Raw genomic sequence first — 22,427 nt, 5'->3', positions numbered from 1 at the left:
GCACACTATTCAAGGCATATATAAGAAAAGCACTCTTTATATTGTGAGATAGACAACATGATTGAGGCGATTGACTGAGTTAAATATACCAAATTAATTTTAGATAATGATGGGTAAAGATGTAATTTTGATACCTATACATTTTATAGTCTACTTAAGAGATTTAGAGCCATAAAAATATAAGCCAAGTATTAATTGCAAGATATACTTGCAAATACTAATTAAACCGATTGTAAAATCATTTGCAAATTAACTATCAATGCAATAATATCTTGCATTAGTGTTTAAATAAAATGCTTAATATATCTCTACACTGAATATTTACTGATTAACAAAGGCTCAAATAACAATGTCTGACGACAATAGCAAAAGTACGCAAGCGGAACGACTGGTACAGTTACGCCGTGACAAAGGATTTACTGCTGAGCAGCTAGCAAAGGCCATGACAGCCGCTGGTGCAAAAGTGAGCCGTGGTGCTATCTCAAACTGGGAACGCGGTACCAATGGCATTGTCTCATCCAAGCTGCCTACACTCGCACGTATTTTGGGCTGTAGTGAAGGATATCTGTTGCGCGGCGACCTCAACAATAAGGCTATTGATGCAGACGAGTCACCATCACCTATAGAGCGCAGTGAATATCAAAAGCTAGATACGAGTTCCCACACCCAGTCAGATATTAAAATAACTGATGCTCAATCGACGACACCTTATTCCGCTAGTAAAAAATCAAAAACCAATTCGACAACCAATCCGAAAAACGGTCCTGCTATGAACACCATAAAAAAATCTGATAAATTACAAAACGTTTGCTATGACATTCGTGGTCCTCTATTGCAGACTGCTAATAAGATGGAAGCAGAAGGCAAACGCATATTAAAACTAAACGTGGGCAATCCAGCGCCTTTTGGTTTAGAAGCCCCGCATGAGATTTTGCGTGATGTCGCTATGAACCTATCCGAGGCAACTGGCTATTCAGACTCACAGGGGATTTTCTCAGCGCGCAAAGCTATTTTGCAATATTACCAATCAAAGGGGTTGCTGTCGGCTGTTGATGTGCGTGATGTGTATTTGGGCAATGGGGTTTCTGAGCTTATTGTCATGACCATGCAGGCATTGATGAATGATGGCGATGAAGTCCTAATTCCGATGCCAGACTACCCGCTTTGGACTGCTGCTGCTAATCTCGCTGGCGGTACTGCGGTGCACTATCGCTGCAATGAAGAAGACAACTGGCACCCTGATATTGAAGATATTAAGTCTAAAATTACGAGCAAAACGAAAGGTATCGTGGTTATTAACCCGAATAACCCAACAGGTTCACTTTATAGTGATGAGCTATTAAAGCAAATTATCGAAGTTGCTAAAGAGCATGATTTAATCATCATGGCTGATGAGATTTACGATCGCATTCTCTATGATGATAATGTCCATACCCCAATGAGCACCTTAACTGACGACGTGCTGGTGCTCTCTTACAATGGCTTGTCAAAGTCACATCGTATTGCAGGTTTTCGCTCAGGTTGGATGATGGTATCAGGCCGCAAACAGCACGCAGCTGACTTTATTGAAGGCTTAGATATGCTAGCATCCATGCGCCTTTGTTCTAACGTGCAGGGACAGTATGCCATTCAAACAGCGATGGGTGGGCATCAGAGCATGCAAGACCTGACTTCTGAAAAGGGTCGCCTATATAAGCAACGTGAAATGGCTGTCTCACGTCTAAATGCTATTAAAGGTATTTCTTGTACCATGCCTCAAGGCGCGTTTTACTGTTTTCCAAAAATGGATCCAGAAGTTTACCCTATCACCGATGATATGGACTTTATGATGGACTTGCTCGTTGAAGAAAACGTATTGATGGTTCAAGGTAGTGGGTTTAACTGGGACAGACCTGACCATTTCCGTCTGGTGTTCTTACCTAACTTACTTGACCTAGAAAATGCGATGGATAGATTGGACATATTTTTTGCGAAGAAACGTAAGCAATTTGGTACCGAGTAAATCTTCATACATCATTAAAAAAACGCTTATCGGCATGATGCTGATAAGCGTTTTTTATTGCGTTGAACCTAGGGCGTGTCTTCAATTCACCCGATAGTCATCTAAATGGGCTAAAAATGGCTAAATCTTGCCAAACATCGTCAAATAGCTGGTTAATATCCCGATATTATCTGCGCTATTTTTCTTGTTTGACGGCAATTTATCTCATTTTTACCACCATTTTTGAAATGAAGACACGCCCTAGTTATTAAAACTCAATTATGATAATTCACTGATAAAAACAGCGCATTAAAATATGTTGCTCAATACGAGATAACTGATGGCTGACATAGTAGCCGCTGCAGGCAGCGTCACAATCCAAGCCAAACCAATCGGCTTCATAAGCTTCCAGTTCGTATCTCTGTTGACGATACCGATACCCAGTACCGCACCTACTAGCGTGTGAGTACTTGATACAGGCAGACCCATAGTCGATGCGCCCATTACAACAGCAGCAGCAGCTAACTCAGCTGAGAAGCCTGAAGCTGGATGCATTTTCGCTAGATTGGTACCAACGGTTTGAATTACTTCTTTACCAATGAACCAAAGACCAACGATTAATGCTACACCAAAAGTCAGCATGACAGCAGGTGGCACGGCAGCTTCAGTAGCGATACTATTAGTACGAATCACATCCATAATGGCGGCAAAAGGACCAACCGCATTGGCGATATCGTTTGAACCATGACTAAAGGCAAAAGCTGACGCGGTAAAGACCTGCATCCAGCTAAACATAATGAACGTCGCTTTGGTCAAATCTTCTTTGTGCTTACCGCGAATACTCTTGGTATAGATATAGGTCGCTAACCATACTAGCGCCGCTATCATACCCATAATCAAGAAGCCCTGCAGTGTGGTCAGGCCGCTATTAACATTTTTTAGACCTTTAAAGACGACTAGAGAAGTCATCACCGCACCACCTGCGGCAGCAATGATAGGTACCCATTGCTTAAGTGCTTTTAGAGTATCAAGGCTACTACGCTCATTCTCAATATCATAAAGCTTTTTGTAGTAATCAGTTTCTAAATCTTCAACGATACAATCATCATCTTTATAGATTTCCTGATCGCGTAACATCGCTGACGTATAGGCCAATTGCTCAGACTCTGTCAAACCATCCAAAAATTCTTTATGGTTTTGCTTTAAGACTTTTTTATTGCCTTTTAGCGTCGCAATATAAGCTTCGGTTTTATCATTATATTCAATGATATTTTTCTTGATTTGTCCATATAAAAGATAAGACAACACGCCACCTAGTAGCGGTGACAGCACCCAAGAAATAGCGATAGTTCCAACTGTTCCCCAGTCTACCGTTGAGAGCGCCATGTCCGTACCACCTAACGTGATACCTAAAACAATGGAGCTACCAATCACACCGCCAATAATGGAGTGCGTGGTCGAAACAGGCAGACCTTTTTTGGTTGCAAATAACAGCCAAAATGCTGCTGCAACCAATGCGGAGAGCATGACATAAATGAACTGATTGGGCGTCACTGATAGACCATCTAGATCGACGATACCGCTTCGAATCGTATCAGTCACCTCCCCGCCTGCAAGGACTGCCCCCGATACTTCAAATATCGCGGCAATACCCAATGCTTGCGGGATAGTCAACGTCCCTGCACCCACCGAAGTACCAAAGGAGTTGGCGACATCGTTACCACCGATATTGAATGCCATAAAGACACCAAAAGCGGTCGCCACGATGAATAGCGTCGTTTGCTGACGCATGGTGTAATCTAAACCCCACCACAAAAAGTAGGAAGTCATCGCAATCAGTAAAATGGCAAAAAATAGATTGATTCTCATAGAGCCAACTGGCTTGACTGACTCTGTAGAACTGCTGCTAATACCCATACGTTAGTACGTCCTGCGTAAGCTGATTAAAATTATATGAGGTTGATAATATTGCGCTGCTACTCACAGTACTTGTTACGGCATCTAACGAAGTAGCATATATAAAATATACAACATGCGATTAGAAGGTCTTAAACCGACTAGAGCGAAAGTGAATAATACATCCTTCAACATGTCACAAAGCCGCAAGTGATATTGCTAAATCGTCTGATTACAGCATCTTGCGGCTTATATATTTCTTAGCGATATTTGTGGTACTACTAACAGCTATTGTAACAATTTTTGTCGTAATTATTAAGTTATCTATGCTAAACAACTAAAACACGTTGATTGCTAAATTAAAACTATTATTTAGCAGAAGCTGTTTTGCGCTCTATTATATTAAATATGAGCACATAATGCATGATGATATTGCGAGATTTGTAACTGCTAGTGTATACGGACAAGACCACACTCTGTAAAAGACAGGATAACTCGAATATGTTTCGAGCCATCCTACTTAGGAAATACGTGGAAAATACAATTATATAAACCTATAAGAGTCCTTAAACTTTAGGCATTTCTAACAACTACTTGCTTTTGGTGATTGCCGACAACTGCTCTATAGCATGATCTAACACATCTAAACGCGCTTGACGTTTTTCATTGGTCGCAATAACACACCATGGCGCTGTCGTTGTATCCGTGCGTGCCAGCATATCTGCTGCAGACTGCACATAGTCTGACCATTTGTCACGGTTACGCCAGTCATCATCCGTCAGTTTAAATTGCTTATGCGGTGTTTCTTGACGATCTTCAAACCGTTTAAGCTGCTCTTTTTTATCAATCGCTAACCAATATTTGATAACCAACGTTCCTGCTGCTGCCAAATCTGTCTCGAAACGATTAATTTCATCATATGCTCGTTGCCATTCATTAGGAGACGCAAATCCTTCGATACGTTCAACCAACACGCGCCCATACCAAGTACGATCGAAAATAGCGATACGGCTAATACGATTGGTTTGCTCGTCAGGCAATCTCGTCCAGAATCGCCACAAGTAAGGATGCTGAGTCTCATACAGCATCGGCGCGCCAATATTATAGATTTGATACTCGCGAGGATCTAGCGGTGCGACCAACCTTTTGATCGCACCGCCCTTTCCCGCAGCGTCCATTCCTTCAAAAGCAAACACAACATGCCGACCTTGGCGTGCGCGTAACAATTCAGCGAGCCTTGCTTGCTTCTCCGCCAACGCCTCACGATAGTCGGACTTACTGATTTTTTTATCTTTAATAGACGTCAGTTGCTTAGGTATCGGTGCAGGTTCAAACTGTTTTTGTTTAGTATCTGAGTTAAGTTTCAGTGTCTTGGACTGGGAATCGTTTTCTGACGTTTCCTTGTCATTGTCGTTGCCATTATCATTGGTATCTGTCTGACTACTCGCCAGCGCGGTTTGCATAGCGTGTAGCGCCAAATGACAAAAGTTATCAGCGGCCTCTAACTTATCATCACCATCGATGATGACCCAGTCATCCTGTTGACGCAGCAAGGTCGCAGCCACCTCATTAAACTTCTCAATGACTTGTTTATTATTCCAGTCAATTTGATACAAAAACTGCGGATCTGCTTCATCATCCTTTAAGCGACTGTGCAACGTTTCGATATCAACATGAAACCAACATTTTAATAATTTGGTTTGATTGGCAATGAGATCTTTTTCAAATGCTTTTAGCGTGTCTAACTGCTGCTGTAGATAGTCTTGCCACTGAGCAATAGGAAGCGAATTTTTATCTGTTTGACCTTTATCATTTGATAATGCTTCAAGGTTCTCACTATCTGATGTCGCCAGTCGCATGACGTTGTATAATAAATCAGCATACCAATTGCCGAAATATACCATGACGTCACCATGACGCGGCATGGCGCTAGTATGTGCTTGCCAAATAGGTTGATAGTTCAATGGCGAATGACCAATAGTGGCCTCAACTTTAAGCAGCCTTGGATCTACCCATTGCCGTAACTGCTTAACGGCTGTACCTTTACCTGCCTGCTCCATCCCATTAACTAGTACTAACAGACCTGTTGGCTTATTGAGGGTCGGAGGCGTTTGCTGGCGAGTGGCTTTTAAAGCATACTGAGCCGTCACCAATGCCAGTCTAAGCGAATCTTCATCCAGTGAAAACTGACTTAAAGGATTAGGCTTTAGACGCTGCTCCACAACTTGCTCGCTAAATTGTGTACTTACCGCTTGTGGTGCTTTTGGTTCAGTAGTATCATTTTTTTGAGACATGATTACACTCGCTATTGTTATTGGGCTGCTTTACCGTTAAGTGACTTATGGAATAGATATTAGGGCGTGTCTTCAATTGGATAAGCCCTAAATAATAGTTACAATACCGCATCTATTGAGTCGATGCGAGAAATACAAGTTATGGCAAGAAAAGCATTAACAGATACGCTTTGGGATCAATTGCAATCGACGATGATAAAGTACGGCTGCTATCAAACTCAAAACAGCCGAGAGATCATGGAAGCCATACTGTGGAAACTACGCACAGGGGCGCCTTGGCGTGACATACCTGAAGAATTATGTTCGTGGAAAACAGCCTATAGTCGTTTCAACCGCTGGTCGAAAACTGGCTTATGGGCGGATTTTTTTTTGGCTTTTGAGCAGAAGTTGATACGGAATGGGTATTCACAGACGGAAGCTATGTTCGCTGTCATCAGCATGCAAGTGGAGCTCGGCGTGGTGAAGAGCGAGCAATTGGACAAAGCCGTGGCGGAGCAACTACAAAGATACACCTATCCTGTGATGCCGATGGATATCCGCTCCATTTTAAAATCACTGGGGGTGACGTCCACGACAGTCAAATTGTAGGTGAATTGATTGAGATGATTGGACAAGCTGATTACTTCATCGCTGATAAAGGCTATGACTCAGAGGCTATTAGAGACAAAGCTCGCAGCCATAATATGATACCTGTCATTCCTAAAAGGAAGAATGCCAAACAGCCTAATTCAGAGTTTGATAGCTATTTGTACAAACTACGTCACCTTGTTGAAAATATGTTTGCAAGGCTTAAGCACTTTCGTAGTATCGCTACTCGCTATGAGAAGTTAGCTCGTAATTTTAAGTCAATGCTCTATCTGGCGTGTACTATCGTTCATTGTAAAATGAATTGAAGACACGCCCTAATAGGACAACTCTTAATATCCCTATCTCATCGCTCATTTTTATCTCATTTAATCATAGCACTGCGCCAATCGAGTAAATAATATTGCTGTGTAACAGATTGGTATTTGTATTCTTAATTATTTTCTTTTAAGGTGAACACAATTTTGGGTATAGGATAGAATAGTTGTTGAAAAGCTCATAAACCTGAATGACAACACTTAAAAAAACCATACTCAAATTTGATCACCCTATTTACTTCTACAGGATTCACTACCATGACCGCTTTAGCCGACTTGCAACAGCATTTGACACGTTTTTGGGCTCTGCCTCACCATGAAAACGATGTATTGAGAGCCAAGCTCAACGAAGTACAAACATGGCAACAAGTACGTATCCGTCACACCCATCGTGCACTATTTGAACAACCCAAAAACCAGCTAATGGCAGATTATTTTTTAACGAAGCTATATGGTGGTGATGAGTTCGAGATGCTAGCCAAACAATTGGTACGTATTCTTCCAAAAGCGAAAAAGTTAGAACGTCTTGCCAAAGAATCAGCTCTAGAAGCTGGTAGTATGGGCATCCAAGCAGCAATTTTAGCTATTGAGTTAGATTTGCATTTGGCTCAGTGGCTACTTGCTCAGGATTTGCCAGTAAACGAAGAGAATATGCTAGCCGCCTACCGCGCTGTTGATGAAGAAGCCGAGCGCCGAGTTCAGATTGCTAATCTAAAAGACGTCTGTTATCGCACGGACAAGCATCTAAATTCGTTTATGCTCAAAAAAGCCTTCGCACTAGCAAAGAGCACAGCCTATCGTCATAACTTTCAACCACTTTATGACTTTATTGATGCAGGCTTTAAGGCCATGAAGCCCCTGAAAAGCGTCAGCGATTTTATCGAGCCATTCTGCAAGCGCGAACTGTCAATCGTTGATCAGGTGCATGATTCGGATAATGGCAGTAAGCCAGTAGCGTTTGGTGTATCATAAGCTCAATATGCTAAATGGCCAGTTGACGCTTACTATTTAACGATTTTCTCCGATAAAGACAATCGTAAAAATAAATTCTAGGACAATATGATGACTGATAATTCAAAAGATAGCAGCGCTCCTTTTAATCAAGCCACAATGACTAATGGTCATTTGCAAGATAAACTGGTAAAAGATAGTATTGCTCATAACCAACAGATTAGCGCGCAGATATTACGTAACCAAACAACCAATGTCGTGCCGAGCAAGAATAATAGCGTTGCTAGTGATGACAATAGCGATTTTACTAAAGTTCAAGATTTACCAACTGGGACGCCGCAAGGCCAACAAACTACTATGCCAAACAACGACAAAACGACTCGCACAAACACTTCAGAGCAAACCATAAAACAAACCCTGTTCAATCAGCGTGATGACATCAATAATCCGCACACGCCTGAAACAGACGGCAATGAGCAGACGCATTTCGGCTATAAGACAGTCAATAAAGCAGAAAAACAAGCACGTGTGGCTGATGTATTCACCTCTGTCGCCAAAAAATATGACATCATGAATGACTTAATGTCATTTGGTATTCATCGTCTATGGAAGCGCTATGCGATTAGCCTATCAGGCGTGCGTGCTGGTCAGCATGTCCTTGATATCGCTGGCGGTACAGGCGATTTGGCAAAAGTATTTAGCCGTGAAGTTGGTAGAAATGGCCACGTGGTACTATCTGATATCAATGCTGCGATGCTAGAAGTCGGCCGTGAGCGCCTAATCAATGCAGGCTGTAATAATGTCGATTTTGTATTAGCAAACGCTGAGACATTGGCACCATTTGATGACGAAAGCTTTGATTTAATAACCATTAGCTTCGGTTTGCGTAATGTTACTGACAAAGATGCCGCGCTAAAGTCTATGTATCGCGTCCTAAAGCCAGGTGGTCGTCTCTTGATTTTGGAGTTCTCAAAGCCAGTATTTGAGCCACTATCTAAAGCCTATGATTTGTATTCATTTACTGCATTGCCAGTGATGGGTAAGCTGATTGCTAATGACGCTGAAAGTTATCAGTACTTGGCTGAGTCAATTCGTATGCATCCTGATCAGCAGACACTCAAGCAGATGATGCAACAAGCTGGTTTTGAGAACTGCGATTATCATAACCTGACTGCTGGCATCGTGGCTGTCCATCGCGGCTTTAAAGCGTAACGATAAAGTACGATAGGCAAGATCATTACGTTTAGCAGACCATATTGAACCCAACACGAACACACGATGCGCTGATGCGAAGGCGCTCACTTAACGATGCGAGAGCCTTATGCTGACTGTCCTTCTATTAGCTGGTGCCGAAAAGCTAATTAACATTGCCATTGCTAGTGATGAGATTACCAAAGCAGGTTTAGCGCCGCTTGCTGGTAAAGTACTGCGTCTCAACATGGGCATGCCTGACATTCATTTGGACGTGTTGTTCACTCATGAACGGTTGCGTTTTGAGCCAGTCACGACAGACAGTGTATTTGAGCCAAGTGGTCAGATGAATGAGCGCCAAAAAGCAAGTATGGAGCGTGCCCGTTTTGGTCATAGCCGTCCGGACTGTACCATCACAGTCGATAATCCAGCGCAGCTACTCAATCTGATGCGCGGCGCGGAGGGTAACTTACCAATCGCGGGCGATTACAAAGTACTGATGCAGCTCAAACAGCTGGTGGCTGGCTTCGATCCTGATTTGGCTGGGCAGCTTGAGCCATTAATCGGCAAACCAATGGCCAGTCAATTACATCTTCTTATCTCTCAGCTTAAAGGTAGCTGGCGTCATAGTGCCAAACGTGCATTTGATGATGTCAGCGATTGGGCCAATGATGTGGCAGGCAATAGCGCGCCTGACCCTATTGAGGTCGCTGAAGTAAACGATCTCAAACAGCAGATTCTAAAGTTGCGTGCTGATATTGAACGTGAAGAGGCCAAGCTTGCGGCTATCAAAGAAGAGCAAGCACGTTCCCTCAATAACTCGTTTCACCAGTAGTTTGTTTTATTAGTAGCTCGTCTTATCAATGATGAGCACACGCTATTACTGATAGCATTGTCTATAATGACGCATAGCGCCTACCCTATTTTCGTTTTTGTCCAGAGTACCCAATCCCATGCTATTATCTCACCGCGCCCGTCTACTAGAGCTTTGGCGTATCGCCGCAACTTATCGCCTTGATACCCATTTATCTGTCGAAGAAGCGCCGCAACTGCAACCTTTAGCACGCTTAATTCGTACGCATCCAGCAGCATGGGGTAAAAAGCATCAGCCAAATGGGATCAAGTACGCACTTGAAGAGATGGGTACACTGTTTCTCAAATTGGGTCAATTACTCTCAACGCGTCGCGACTTGGTACCACCTGAGATCATCGCTCAGTTAGTACAGCTACAGGATAAAGTTAAACCTTTCGACGCTGATATTGCTGTCGCTCAAATTGAGCATCCAAAACACGGCCTCGGTCAGTCCATCGATATATTGTTTGCACGATTTGATATTAAACCACTAGCGGCAGCCTCTATCGCCCAAGTCCATACTGCGGCCTTGCATGATGGGCGTGAAGTGGTGGTTAAAGTCGTGCGTCCTGATATTCGTACTGTGATTGTCTCTGATTTTGAATTATTGCGAGAACTGGCAAGTTGGGCATCGGCTCGTATCGAAGCGGCGCGTGCCGTCCATATTATAGATATTGTCGAAGACTATCGACAAGTAATGCTCAATGAGCTGGATTTGACCCTTGAGGCGGACAACACTACCCAGATGCGCAATAACTTTTTGGGTTCAGCATTGATGTATGTGCCTGAAGTATATGATGCTGCCAAAAACGTGATGGTCATGGAGCGTATCCAAGGCGTTCCCATCTCACAAGTTGAGGTGTTTGATCAGTTGGGTTATGACCGTGCCGCGCTTGCAGAGAAAGGCTTGACGATATTTTTCACCCAAGTCTTTCGGGATAACTTTTTTCATGCTGATATGCATCCGGGCAATGTGTTTGTTGAGACGCCACCTGTCAAAACATTACATGCAGATATGGCAGCGGTTGATTTGGGTCATCAGCCACGCTATATCGGGCTTGATTGTGCCATCATGGGTACCCTGTCAAAAGATGATCAGCTTATCGTGGCACGTATGTTACTTGCAGTCATGAATAACAACTTTACCGCGGTCGTCGACATCGTTAGCCGTGCAGGTTGGATACCACCAAATGCTGATAAACATGCGCTGATGCGTGATATGAAGCGTACCGTAGGCCCCATGCTACAAAAATCAATCAACGATATCGATTTTGCTGGTGTGCTGATGCAGATTTTAGACATTGCTCGTCGCCATCATATGAGTATCCCGCCGCAGCTGATGCTATTACTCAAAACCTTGGTACATGTAGAGGGTCTCGGTCGCGACTTGTATCCTGATCTTGATATCTGGTCACTTGCCAAACCAATCTTGAGTAGCTGGATTAAAGAACAGTTAGACCCAATGCGTAACTTACAACAGCTGCGCCAACAGTTACCTGAGCTACTCTTGTCTACTACCGACATTCCAAAGCTACTGGATCAAGGGCTACAAAGCCTTGCCTCACAAGGCTCACGGCAAGACAGCCAACTGCGTGAAATACAACAAATACGCGCCGATATGCTCAACGACCGTCGCCGCGACTGGTTGGCATTGGCAGGATTCGGAATCAATATTGGCATTGCGACTCAAGTAGGCTGGTTTGCACCTTTCTTTTATTTGTTAGCTATTGTGGTGGTCATTTGGCGTATCCTAGCTTAATTACAATAGGAAAAATTCCTGTCAATGACACATATTAAATAGATATTGAATATGCTTTAATGCTAAATAGTCGCATTATCTATAGGATTCATCATGTCATCACTACCATTGTCACAGACTCATAATACTATCAAGCCAGACCATAGCTTGGCTATTACAGCCTTACAGGAACGTTTTGGCAAACAACTGAGTTTGAACGCTACAGTGCGTGAGCAGCATGGCCATACAATGACGTGGCTCACCAATCAGCCACCAGATGCAGTATTAACGGTACAGGACAAACAGGAAGTAGCAGCGGCGGTCGAGATTTGTAATCAGTATGAGATGCCAGTGATTGCTTTTGGTATCGGTTCATCTTTGGAAGGCCAGCTCAATGCACCTTATGGTGGGTTATGCATCGACATGCACGCAATGAATGCCATTTTGCAGGTTCATAATGAAGATTTGACCGTTACCGTTCAGCCTGGCGTGACGCGTGAGCAACTAAACCATTATCTGCGCGATACAGGGCTGTTTTTTCCGATAGATCCCGGCGCCAATGCCAGTATCGGTGGTATGGTCGCCACTCGTGCGTCGGGCACCAATGCGGTACGCTACGGTACCATGAAAGATGTGGTACTCGCACTAGAAGTCGTGACCGCAAGTGGCGATATCGTAAGAACAGGCACACGAGCCAAAAAATCTGCCGCAGGCTATGATCTAACACGCTTGATGATCGGCTCGGAAGGGACACTGGGAATTGTCACTGAAATCACGCTGAAACTGTTTGGTATTAGCGAATGCATAGGTAGTGGCATTTGTCATTTTTCGACCATAGAAGATGCTTGTCAAGCAGTGATGCTGACTATTCAGATGTGCTTACCTATTGCTCGTATTGAACTACTTGACGCGATGCAAATAAAAGCATGCAATCAATATGACGACCTCAGTCTAACTGAGACACCAACGTTATTTGTCGAATTCCATGGCACAGAAGCAGGTGTTGCTGAGCAAGCCAAGCTCTTTACCGATATCATCGAAGAATTTGATGGTCGTGATTTTGCTTGGGATACCAATGAAGCTGAGCGTAAACGTCTCTGGCAGGCAAGACACAATGCTTATCATGCTAGCTGTGCGTTACGCCCTGAGACAAGCGCCCTATCGACTGATGCTTGCGTACCTATTTCGCGCTTGGCAGAATGTGTCAGTGCCACTGCAAAAGATATTGAAGCATCAGGGATGATTGGGCCGATTGTGGGGCATGTAGGCGACGGTAACTTTCATGTTTTATTATTGGTCGATACCAATAATCCTGAAGAGGTAGCTACTGCTGAGGGTATTATAGGTCGTCTCGCCACGCGGGCTATCGAGATGGATGGTACTTGTACGGGTGAACACGGGATCGGACAAGGTAAACAAAAATATATGCAGCAAGAACATGGTAATGCGCTGATACTTATGGAGGCTATCAAGGCAGCCCTCGACCCTAAAAACATCCTTAATCCAGGGAAAATATGGCCTGAGGCTTTATCTGTTTCCTAATACTATTAGAAAAACTAAGACCATACTAAAACCAAAGCAATCGCCAAAAAAATGCGCCTACTTTCAATCAAAAGCAGGCGCATTTTTTGTACTGAATATTGAATACTATAACATCTGATCGATTGCCATCTGTGTCAGTACGCGGCCACGAGCAGTACGCAGCACATAACCTTGTTGAATCAGATACGGCTCAATCACATCTTCAAGCGTACCACGATCTTCAGCCATCGCTGCTGCCACTGCTTCAACACCCGCAGGACCACCGTCAAAGCGCTCATGCAATATTTCGATATAGCGTCTGTCTAGATGATCAAGACCGCGTCTATCCACTGCCAACATATCTAACGCGCTACCAGCAATCGCACCATTAATACTACCATCGCCTCTTACCTCGGCATAGTCACGTACGCGGCGTAATAGGCGGTTAGCAATCCTTGGTGTACCGCGTGCACGGCGTGCAATCTCTACCGCCCCGTCTTCACTCATTGGTACACGCATTAGACGTGCTGCGCGACTGACAATCGTCGTTAGGTCTGCGATATTATAAAATTCGAGGCGCTGTACAATTCCAAAACGGTCACGTAGTGGTGACGTCAGTAGCCCTGCTCTAGTCGTCGCTGCTACCAAGGTAAACGGTGGCAAGTCAAGCTTGATAGAACGCGCAGCAGGCCCTTCACCAATCATAATATCTAATTGGAAATCTTCCATTGCTGGATAAAGAATCTCTTCAATAACCGAGCTTAGACGGTGAATTTCATCAATAAACAACACATCACCCGCTTCTAGGTTGGTCAGCATGGCTGCCAAATCTCCTGGGCGCTCAAGTACAGGCCCTGAAGTAGAACGCAAATTGCCACCCATTTCACGAGCGATAATATTGGCGAGGGTCGTCTTGCCCAGACCCGGTGGACCAAATATAAGTGTGTGATCTAGCGCTTCGTCACGGCCACGAGCAGCACCGATGAACACTTCCATCTGCTCACGCACCACCGGCTGACCAATATACTCGGCCAATAATGCTGGTCGGATATTGGCATCAGGAGCATCACTTGCGCCTTCTAGCGGATTAATTAAACGATCTTGCGTCATAGAATTTATCATTATATTAAAAATTAGTTAACAAATAGCATAACCAAACGCTGCGCATAAGTCATGTAAAACCTTATTAAGCGAGCACTAAAACGAAAATAAGCGACATTCAATGTCGCTTATTAATTTGATACATTATGTAGTTGTCATCGATAGACGGCTAGTTACTATGAATTAAAAGCCAGATAGCTGTTGCAAAGTAGCTTTTAACAAGCCTTGAGTATCAGCAAAAGTATCTCCTTTACTCTTAGCAGCTTTAATCGCTAGCTGAGCTTCTTTTTCTTTGTAACCCAAGCTAATCAACGCGCCTTCTACTTCAGCGATGATACTACCTTCGTGAGAAATCGTAGTTTCCTGAGGCGTCAATTCAAACGCACCACTATCAACGTCGATATTCTTTAGCTTGTCTTTTAGCTCAATTAATAAACGTTGCGCCGTCTTTTTACCGATGCCAGGAATACGAGTTAATGCCGTTTCCGACTCTTGCTCGACGTGCATTTTCAGCTCAGCTGCTGACATTGCAGACAGCATAGCCAAGGCCATTTTTGCTCCAACACCATTAATTTTAATTAACTGGCGAAAGACATCACGTTCTTTTCGATCGATAAAGCCGTATAGCAACTGAGCATCTTCGCGAACATGGAAATGTGTCCAGATGCTAGCCTGCTCATTCAGCTGTAACTGACAAAATGAAGGCAATGGCAGTTCGATATCATAACCCACACCAGAGGTCGTCATGATACAAGCCGTCGGTGCCATCAAGTACTGCACCTGTCCGGTAATCAATCCAATCATTATTTACGACCTCTTATGTGGCATATTATAAAATCAGCTGCTACTTCATGATCAACAACTACGTTCTACAACACAGTCTTATTGGTAAAAGTTCACCATACCTTCAAGACTGGTTGGACGAATTTTATGTGCTTGACCTGCAGAGCCGAACGCTTCAAAACGATTGGTACAGATATCTGACATCGCTACCATAGACGCTTTGAAGTATTTGCGTGGATCAAATTCACTTGGATTTTTTGCAAGGAATTCGCGGATAGCGCCAGTTGATGCCAGACGTAAATCCGTATCGATGTTTACTTTACGCACACCATGCTTAATCGCTTCAACGATTTGCTCAACTGGCACGCCATAAGTTTCGCCGATATCACCGCCGTTTTCATTAATAACTTTTAGCCATTCTTGTGGCACTGATGAAGAACCATGCATGACCAAATGCGTGTTAGGAATACGGGCATGAATCTCTTTTACGCGCTCAATAGACAAGATATCGCCTGTCGGTGGACGTGTGAACTTATAGGCACCATGACTAGTACCGATAGCAATTGCTAACGCATCGACATTGGTATCTTTTACAAACTGCTCAGCTTCATCAGCACTGGTCAAAAGCTGCTCATGATCCAATACGCCTTCAGCGCCAGAACCGTCTTCTTCACCAGCCATACCAGTTTCAAGACTACCTAAACAACCGATTTCGCCCTCTACAGAGACACCGCAAGCGTGAGCCATCTTGACAACTTCGCGCGTGACGCTAGCGTTGTAGTCGTAGTCCATTGGCGTTTTGCCATCTTCACCAAGTGAGCCGTCCATCATCACTGATGAAAAACCTAACTGGATTGAGCGTTGGCAGATAGCTGGCGACATACCGTGATCTTGATGCATTACTACTGGAATATGTGGCCATTCTTCGATCGCAGCGATAATTAAATGACGCAAAAATGCTGACCCTGCATAGTTACGTGCGCCTGCACTGGCTTGAACAATAACAGGTGAATCACAAGCATCCGCAGCCATCATGATTGCACGCATTTGCTCTAAGTTATTGACGTTAAAGGCAGGAACACCATAGCTGTGTTCAGCGGCATGATCTAGAAGTTGACGTAAGGATATTAGGGCCATAAGACGCTCTCTGATTAGATTTTGAATAGTATTTTAAAAAACAGCTTGATAGCAATCATTTCACTGTATATTCGACCATACTGACCGTACACAGGCTAGTAAGAGTTTGAATGGTGTTGGATATGATTACCACGCGGTGATTATAGCAAAAATTGTTCTGTCTTCGTAGCGGTTGACCGACTATTTGTCAGTCTATACCGTCTCTTGATACCAGTTTAATTTTTATAAACTGTCACTTTATAAACTACCACAATGTCATACAACGCAAAAAGCCTTGGCAATCACCAAGGCTTTTCTAGTATTTTGAGGCTTATAAAGCAATGACCATTTTTAGATATTATTTACCAATGATTATCTATCAATCGATAGCATCCTAGCAAATCAGTCATTATAGTGCTTAGTTAATAGTACTTAGTTATCGCGTAGCTTAGTACTGTTGCTCTGCATCAACTGCAACATCATTTGCACCATCAGCGACAGCGTTAGCGCCATCAGCAACAGCTTCAGCAGTATTTTCAACCGCTGTGTTAGTGCTTTCAGCAATAGCATCGCCAGTGTTTTCTAGAGCGTCTGTCGCAGCTGCACCAGCAGTGTCAGCGCCTTCGGCAACTTCTGTACCAGCGTCTTGAGCAGCAGCTTCAGCTTCAGCAGCAGCAGCGTCTGTTTCAGCGGCAGCAGCATCAACATTTGCAGCAGCATCATCGCCAGCAGACTCAACAGCAGCTTCAGTGTTTTCTTCTGTTTGTTGGCTACATGCAGTGATTGCAAAGGTGCCAGCAAGTACGCTAGCAAGTAATAAATGACGTTTTAACATAATAAACCTCTCGTAAATAATGCATGTCAAAATACATGGTCGCGCTATTTTATAGAGTGCGAATCAGACATGCAATAATAATTTTCAGTATATAAATAAATAATTACTGCTTAATAATAATCGATGGCTATTGCGCTTACTTATGTCAATAAAAACAAGCAAATCAACAGCCAAAATATTATTTTTACAGACTACCTTAGTTATTTAAAGTTAGTTGTACGTCTAATGTTACTAAGCTACAGAGTATCGTTAACTAGTTAGGCATCTATTTGCAGCGCAGCGACTGCCGGAAGCACTTTGCCTTCTACAAACTCCAAAAACGCCCCACCACCCGTTGACATATAGCTCACACCATCAGCAACTTGATATTTATCAATAGCTGCTAACGTATCACCGCCGCCCGCGATAGAAAAACCATCGCTGTCTCTTACAGCAGTAGCTAATATCTGTGTGCCTTGCCCGAAAGCATCGACTTCGAAGACACCAACTGGACCATTCCACAAGATGGTTTTTGCATTGATAATAGCATCGGCAAGCTGTTGTGCGCTTTCTGGTGCGATGTCCAATATCATGTCATTGTCACCGATCGCATCAACTGATTTGATCGTTGCTGTAGCTTTTTGCAATGAGCCAGTAAAGTCAGCGAAATCGATGTCGTCTTTATCAGCGACTACGACGTATTCAGGCAGTAAGATTTCAGTTTTGGTCATAATGTCACGCGCAATATCGAGCAAATCTGCTTCATACAATGAGGCGCCAACACTATGACCTTGTGCCGCCAAGAAAGTATTGGCAATACCGCCACCAACGATAATTTGCGTGCAAACTTCAGCCAAGCTGTGTAGCACTTCTAATTTGGTTGATACTTTTGACCCACCAACGATAGCAAGCATTGGCTGTGCTGGTGTTTCAAGCGCTAAGCTTAGAGCATCAAGTTCGGCGGCTAACAATGGCCCTGCACAAACGGTTTTGTCTGCTTGACGCATTGCTTGCGTAACACCCTCTGTTGATGCCTGTGCACGGTGCGCTGTACCAAAAGCATCCATCACAAACACATCGCACAAATCAGCATACTTTTTCGCTAGCGTGGCATCGTTTTTCTTTTCACCGTCATTGAAGCGTACATTTTCTAATAGAACCACTTCGCCAGATTTTACATTGGCACCTTGGGTAAGATAATCGCTATTAAGACGTACAGGCGTCGATAGTTGCGAGCTTAATTTTTCCGTCAGATAGTCAGCAACTGGTGCTAATGAATATACAGCTTCAGGATTGCCTTCTGTTGGGCGGCCTAAATGTGAGCAAACAATTACCGCAGCGCCTTTTTCGAGCGCCATCTTGATGGTAGGAATACTGGCCTGCAAACGCGCATCGCTTGTGACCTTACCGCCTTTAATAGGCACATTTAAATCTTCTCGAATCAAGACCACTTTATCCGTTAAGTTCAACTCACTCATACGCAAAAAATTCATTACCTGCTCCTATGCATCAATATATCTGTTAATTTGCGATTACTGTCGTTACTGATGTGACCGTTATAGTCAGCTCTATATAAATCGGATTCAGTGCTAAGCTCGATCAATCTACTATTTTGTAGCATTCTCGCTCGCCTGCCATATAGCCAAGCTATTTTATACCCGTGCTATATAGTCACTATCAGCTTTATTAATTTTTAATGTTTTTTAACGCTTGGCTCTTACACTTATCAAACCACTCTGATGGATCGATCAAGTAAGCAGAATTCAGCGGCGGTGTATTCTACCAGTTTTCTAGCGCAGTCTCACAAGCAACCTGACACAAATCTCAGCACGTTTAAAATATTTAGTCTAAATTCTCAGACCGTTATTCGATGGCAACAATTGCAGTTGCTAGCTTTAAGCATAGTCAATAAACCGTAACATTTCGTGGTGGTACTCAGCAGTCAAGCTCTTTATGATAGAAACATTGACAATAAAAATAATCCATTAGGAGAAAATAATGAGCATCAATTTAGACACTTCCAAGCAAAATCTATTAGAACTAAAAGATGAGTATGAGTCTCGCATTAATAAAATTGAAGATCACATTCAAAACCCGCAAGATGATCTTAATGAGCACTGGGAAGATCAGGCCATATCCTATCGTCAAAACGACATGCGCAAAAATTTGATGAGCGAGGCGCGTCAAAGCTTAATCTATGTCGAAAATGCATTGAGTCGAATTGAAAATGGTACTTATGGCGAGTGCGAAGTCTGCGGCGAGCCAATCGAAGAGCAACGCTTAGAAGCGCTACCCTATGCCACCTTATGTATGGAACACGCTGAGTAGCGCTGTCATATTAATATTCTATTGTAAGACTATTGCTACTCCGAAACCTCTCTAAGAAGAGTACTTCAAGTAGGTATTTTCCATTTAGAAAATGTCTGCTGCCATTCGTGACAGCGCTGAGCTATGTCTGCTACTGGCAAGTCCATGATATCCCCGACTACTGCCACAAGCGCAATGGGCAAATTTACCAGCTCTGAGACATTTTCTGCGGTTAGCCCGCCTATTACACAGATTGGTATGCCTTGCTGACACCCTTCCTCAAGCTGCTGACGTGAAATAATATTAGCATTTGGCTTAGTTGTAGAAGTAAATACTGCACCCATCGCAGCATAACTTGCACCGTCATTTTTTGCTTCTTTAATCAGCGCTACATCACCATGGCAGGTACGACCGATGATTTGATGCGGTGATAGAGACTGTAGAGCATCACCGATACTGCCGTCTGTTTGTCCAAGATGTACTCCTACGCCAAGTCTTTCAGCTAACTTCACGTCATCATTAATAACAACTGGCACGCTATACGTTTTAGCTAATTCGACGATTTTTTGCGCCTCATTAAAAAGCTTCAAAGCTCCATCAGGCAGATTAAGAATTTGCTTACGACGAATTTGTAATAGTGCAATCAATCCTGTCGATAAGGCTGCTTCTAGCTTTTGATACAACAGCTTAAATTCATCATCGTTGGTCAACAAATATAGCTTAGGCATAACTGAGGAGAATGGTGAATAACCCATAGCGTGTATCCTTAATTCTTAAATTCAACACAATAAAAAAGCTGTTATATGATATAACAGCTTTTTTATACATTTAGAACCGATAGCTTACACTGTACGGCGTGTAGCCAAACTATTTAAGATATTTTTAGCATCGCCCCAACGTGTTGCTGAGCTGTTTGCCCCTAAGATAACGATAATCGCAGGACGGTTATTGACCCGAGTTTCCATTACAACACAACGTCCGGCTTCATTGATAAAGCCTGTCTTAGAAATCCCGATTGGATAGCTACCGTCACGGACCAACGTACTGGTATTACTGGCTTTATAGGTTCGGTTACCACTTGAGTAATTTGAGACAAAAAAGTCATAGCTCTTAGTGGTAGAAAAACGACGAATCACATCATAGTTACCAGCAGCACGTACCATCTTGACCAAATCTTTTGAAGAAGCTACGTTGCGCTTATCAAGTCCAGTTGGATCACCGAAAAACGCCGTATTCATACCTAAGTCTTGCGCTTTACGATTCATCGCACGCATAAAGGCATCATAGCCACCTGGGTAATTACGCGCTAGACTCTTCGCTGCTGGATTTTCAGACTTCATCAATGCCATTAATAGCATCTCAGCGCGGTTTAAACGATCACCTGATTTCAAACGCGAGCTTGCACGCTTTGGACCAACAAAATCCTCTGGATCAAGCGTGATTTCTTCACGCATATCAAGACCAGCATCCAACACGACCATAGCCGTCATAACCTTGGTAATACTAGCCATTGGGCGCGCGATATCAGCATCTTTTTCGTAGATAGATTCGCCAGTTTCAGCATCGATCACCGCAACACTACGTGAATCAGTACTAATCGGAATCATATCGCTACTACCGAAAGCCCCACGATAAGTTGTATTGTAGCGGGCACTATTGGTGTTATTACTACTAGCAAAACTATTAGTATTCGTGATGTTGGTAGTGCCGTAGCCATTATCGACTTTCTTAATAGCAGAGCCATTAGACTTGTACATAATGTTGCGAGCTTCAGACAAGCTATCAGCGCCGCCCCAACTCAGGCGTGCACTAGAGGCAGTGTCAGTGCTACCATTAATTGTAAGTGCGGCTTGTGCAACACTGCCCAAACTCAATGAAATCATAGCAGCGATCAATTGCTGTTTGGTTAATGGTAGTTGCTTCATTATGCCTCCTGCTGTCGCTATTACGCCAGTTACATATTGTCTGACGCCAAAAACGTACGTAGCGTTTATAGATGTGTTTGTAAGTACTCACATAGAGCTTTTGTATTTTTAGTGTATCATGGTTTACATTTAAGTTTAATCTATCAAACTGATTTAGTAGTTTTTTTTGGCTTCATTCAAACTTTGCTACAACCAATTTATATTACAGAAACATCAATTCACACTGCAGCAATATAATTTAACTTCGAATGTTATGATTACTCGTATTTTGTTATATTAATCAGCGGTATTTTAAATATACAAAAATAAGAATAATAGTTGGAATATATTCGTTTTTTATACTATTTGAACCTAATAAAGCGTTCATTCTGACAATCAATAAAGAGTATGGTTATGATTAAAGTATTAGTAGTAGATGATCATGATTTGGTACGGATGGGTATTAGCCGTATGTTGTCAGACAGCCCCGATATTGAAGTGGTAGGTGAAGCAGACAGCGGTGATATGGCTATCAAACAAGCCAAACAATTACATCCTGATGTGATTTTACTAGACGTCAACATGCCGAATATTGGCGGGCTTGAAGCAACCAAACGTCTGATACAACTTGATATGGGTATCAAGATTTTGGCGGTCAGTAGTATGTCTGCACAGCCCTATCCCTCAATGCTGATCAAAGCAGGTGTTAATGGTTACATTACCAAAGGCACGCCGCTTGATGAAATGATACGTGCGGTCAAAAAGATTTATCAAGGAGGTCGTTACTTCAGCCAAGATGTCGCTGAACAGTTAGCAGATGTTTTGTTATCTGATAATGCAAACTCACCTTTTGACTTATTAAGTGACAGAGAAAAACAAGTGGCCATGATGGTTGTTAATTGTCAAAGCCCTCAGCAAATAGCTGATCAATTGTTTGTTAGCGTCAAGACCATTAATACGTATCGCTATCGTATTTATGAAAAAGTTGGGGTTGATAGTGATGTTAAATTGACTCATTTGGCCATTCGTCATGGTCTGATTCAACCATAAACCATTTTAGCGTTTATTTTATTAC

17 protein-coding genes and 1 pseudogene are annotated in these 22,427 nt (G+C 43.1%); 9 read left to right on the top strand and 9 right to left on the bottom strand.

Translation table 11 applies throughout. The annotated features are described in order from the left end of the window. Positions 1-349: 349 nt before the first annotated feature. The gene (locus tag QL886_RS02880; protein WP_290177581.1) at positions 350-2,002 is read left to right on the top strand and encodes an aminotransferase class I/II-fold pyridoxal phosphate-dependent enzyme; all 1,653 of its coding nucleotides are present in this window, start codon (positions 350-352) and stop codon (positions 2,000-2,002) included. Between the two features lie 288 nt (positions 2,003-2,290). Here QL886_RS02880 and QL886_RS02875 read toward each other — a convergent pair whose 3' ends face one another. Together QL886_RS02875 and QL886_RS02870 are read right to left on the bottom strand one after the other, a co-directional pair. Beyond that, positions 2,291-3,898, bottom strand: a complete 1,608-nt coding sequence (locus QL886_RS02875) for an inorganic phosphate transporter (RefSeq protein ID WP_101206393.1) — start codon at positions 3,896-3,898, stop codon at positions 2,291-2,293. 569 nt (positions 3,899-4,467) lie between these two features. Next, on the bottom strand, positions 4,468-6,171 hold the full coding sequence (locus QL886_RS02870; protein ID WP_290177580.1) for an ATPase: 1,704 nt from the start codon (positions 6,169-6,171) through the stop codon (positions 4,468-4,470). A 141-nt stretch (positions 6,172-6,312) separates the two neighbouring features. On the opposite strand from QL886_RS02870, the pseudogene QL886_RS02865 reads away from it, so the two are divergent. The 6 genes and pseudogenes from QL886_RS02865 (at position 6,313) to QL886_RS02840 (ending at position 13,348) form a co-directional block, all read left to right on the top strand. Continuing rightward, positions 6,313-7,064, top strand: a pseudogene (locus QL886_RS02865) (IS5 family transposase). Between the two features lie 267 nt (positions 7,065-7,331). Beyond that, positions 7,332-8,045 (top strand): hypothetical protein, encoded by a 714-nt coding sequence (locus QL886_RS02860; protein ID WP_290177579.1) that lies wholly within the window; start codon positions 7,332-7,334, stop codon positions 8,043-8,045. Positions 8,046-8,183: 138 nt separating this feature from the next. Further along, complete coding sequence (gene ubiE, locus QL886_RS02855) at positions 8,184-9,236, top strand: bifunctional demethylmenaquinone methyltransferase/2-methoxy-6-polyprenyl-1,4-benzoquinol methylase UbiE (protein WP_290177690.1); 1,053 nt, start codon at positions 8,184-8,186, stop codon at positions 9,234-9,236. 109 nt (positions 9,237-9,345) lie between these two features. Then, complete coding sequence (locus QL886_RS02850) at positions 9,346-10,050, top strand: hypothetical protein (protein ID WP_290177578.1); 705 nt, start codon at positions 9,346-9,348, stop codon at positions 10,048-10,050. 118 nt (positions 10,051-10,168) lie between these two features. Further along, positions 10,169-11,827: an AarF/UbiB family protein gene (locus QL886_RS02845; RefSeq protein WP_058025896.1), complete on the top strand. Its 1,659-nt coding sequence runs from the start codon at positions 10,169-10,171 to the stop codon at positions 11,825-11,827. 93 nt (positions 11,828-11,920) lie between these two features. Further along, positions 11,921-13,348, top strand: a complete 1,428-nt coding sequence (locus QL886_RS02840) for an FAD-linked oxidase C-terminal domain-containing protein (RefSeq protein WP_290177577.1) — start codon at positions 11,921-11,923, stop codon at positions 13,346-13,348. 105 nt (positions 13,349-13,453) lie between these two features. Here the strand turns inward: QL886_RS02840 and ruvB are convergent, their stop codons facing one another. The 5 genes from ruvB to QL886_RS02815 form a co-directional block, all read right to left on the bottom strand. Then, entirely contained in the window at positions 13,454-14,437 is a 984-nt protein-coding gene (gene ruvB / locus QL886_RS02835) for a Holliday junction branch migration DNA helicase RuvB (RefSeq protein WP_057760949.1), read from the bottom strand. A gap of 174 nt (positions 14,438-14,611) precedes the next feature. Then, complete coding sequence (gene ruvA, locus QL886_RS02830; RefSeq protein ID WP_201548844.1) at positions 14,612-15,232, bottom strand: Holliday junction branch migration protein RuvA; 621 nt, start codon at positions 15,230-15,232, stop codon at positions 14,612-14,614. Between the two features lie 78 nt (positions 15,233-15,310). Further along, positions 15,311-16,348 (bottom strand): class II fructose-bisphosphate aldolase, encoded by a 1,038-nt coding sequence (gene fba, locus QL886_RS02825; RefSeq protein WP_057760953.1) that lies wholly within the window; start codon positions 16,346-16,348, stop codon positions 15,311-15,313. 427 nt (positions 16,349-16,775) lie between these two features. Then, a complete protein-coding gene (locus QL886_RS02820; protein WP_114700364.1) occupies positions 16,776-17,162 on the bottom strand; it encodes a hypothetical protein in 387 nt (128 codons plus the stop codon). Between the two features lie 257 nt (positions 17,163-17,419). After that, on the bottom strand, positions 17,420-18,634 hold the full coding sequence (locus QL886_RS02815; RefSeq protein WP_290177576.1) for a phosphoglycerate kinase: 1,215 nt from the start codon (positions 18,632-18,634) through the stop codon (positions 17,420-17,422). 505 nt (positions 18,635-19,139) lie between these two features. On the opposite strand from QL886_RS02815, the gene QL886_RS02810 reads away from it, so the two are divergent. Further along, positions 19,140-19,469 (top strand): TraR/DksA C4-type zinc finger protein, encoded by a 330-nt coding sequence (locus tag QL886_RS02810; protein ID WP_102092925.1) that lies wholly within the window; start codon positions 19,140-19,142, stop codon positions 19,467-19,469. Positions 19,470-19,534: 65 nt separating this feature from the next. On the opposite strand, the gene QL886_RS02805 is transcribed toward QL886_RS02810, so the two are convergent. After that, positions 19,535-20,203 (bottom strand): thiamine phosphate synthase, encoded by a 669-nt coding sequence (locus QL886_RS02805; protein ID WP_290177575.1) that lies wholly within the window; start codon positions 20,201-20,203, stop codon positions 19,535-19,537. Positions 20,204-20,290: 87 nt separating this feature from the next. After that, a complete protein-coding gene (locus QL886_RS02800; RefSeq protein ID WP_057760963.1) occupies positions 20,291-21,373 on the bottom strand; it encodes a serine hydrolase in 1,083 nt (360 codons plus the stop codon). A gap of 393 nt (positions 21,374-21,766) precedes the next feature. Here QL886_RS02800 and QL886_RS02795 point away from each other — a divergent pair, with 393 nt between their 5' ends. Beyond that, positions 21,767-22,402: a response regulator gene (locus tag QL886_RS02795; RefSeq protein ID WP_101206382.1), complete on the top strand. Its 636-nt coding sequence runs from the start codon at positions 21,767-21,769 to the stop codon at positions 22,400-22,402. Positions 22,403-22,427: the final 25 nt, after the last annotated feature.

Source organism: Psychrobacter sp. APC 3281, assembly GCF_030407815.1.
GTDB lineage: Bacteria > Pseudomonadota > Gammaproteobacteria > Pseudomonadales > Moraxellaceae > Psychrobacter.
Note: the sequence above shows the minus strand (reverse complement) of the source record. Positions and strands in the feature narration are given on the sequence as shown.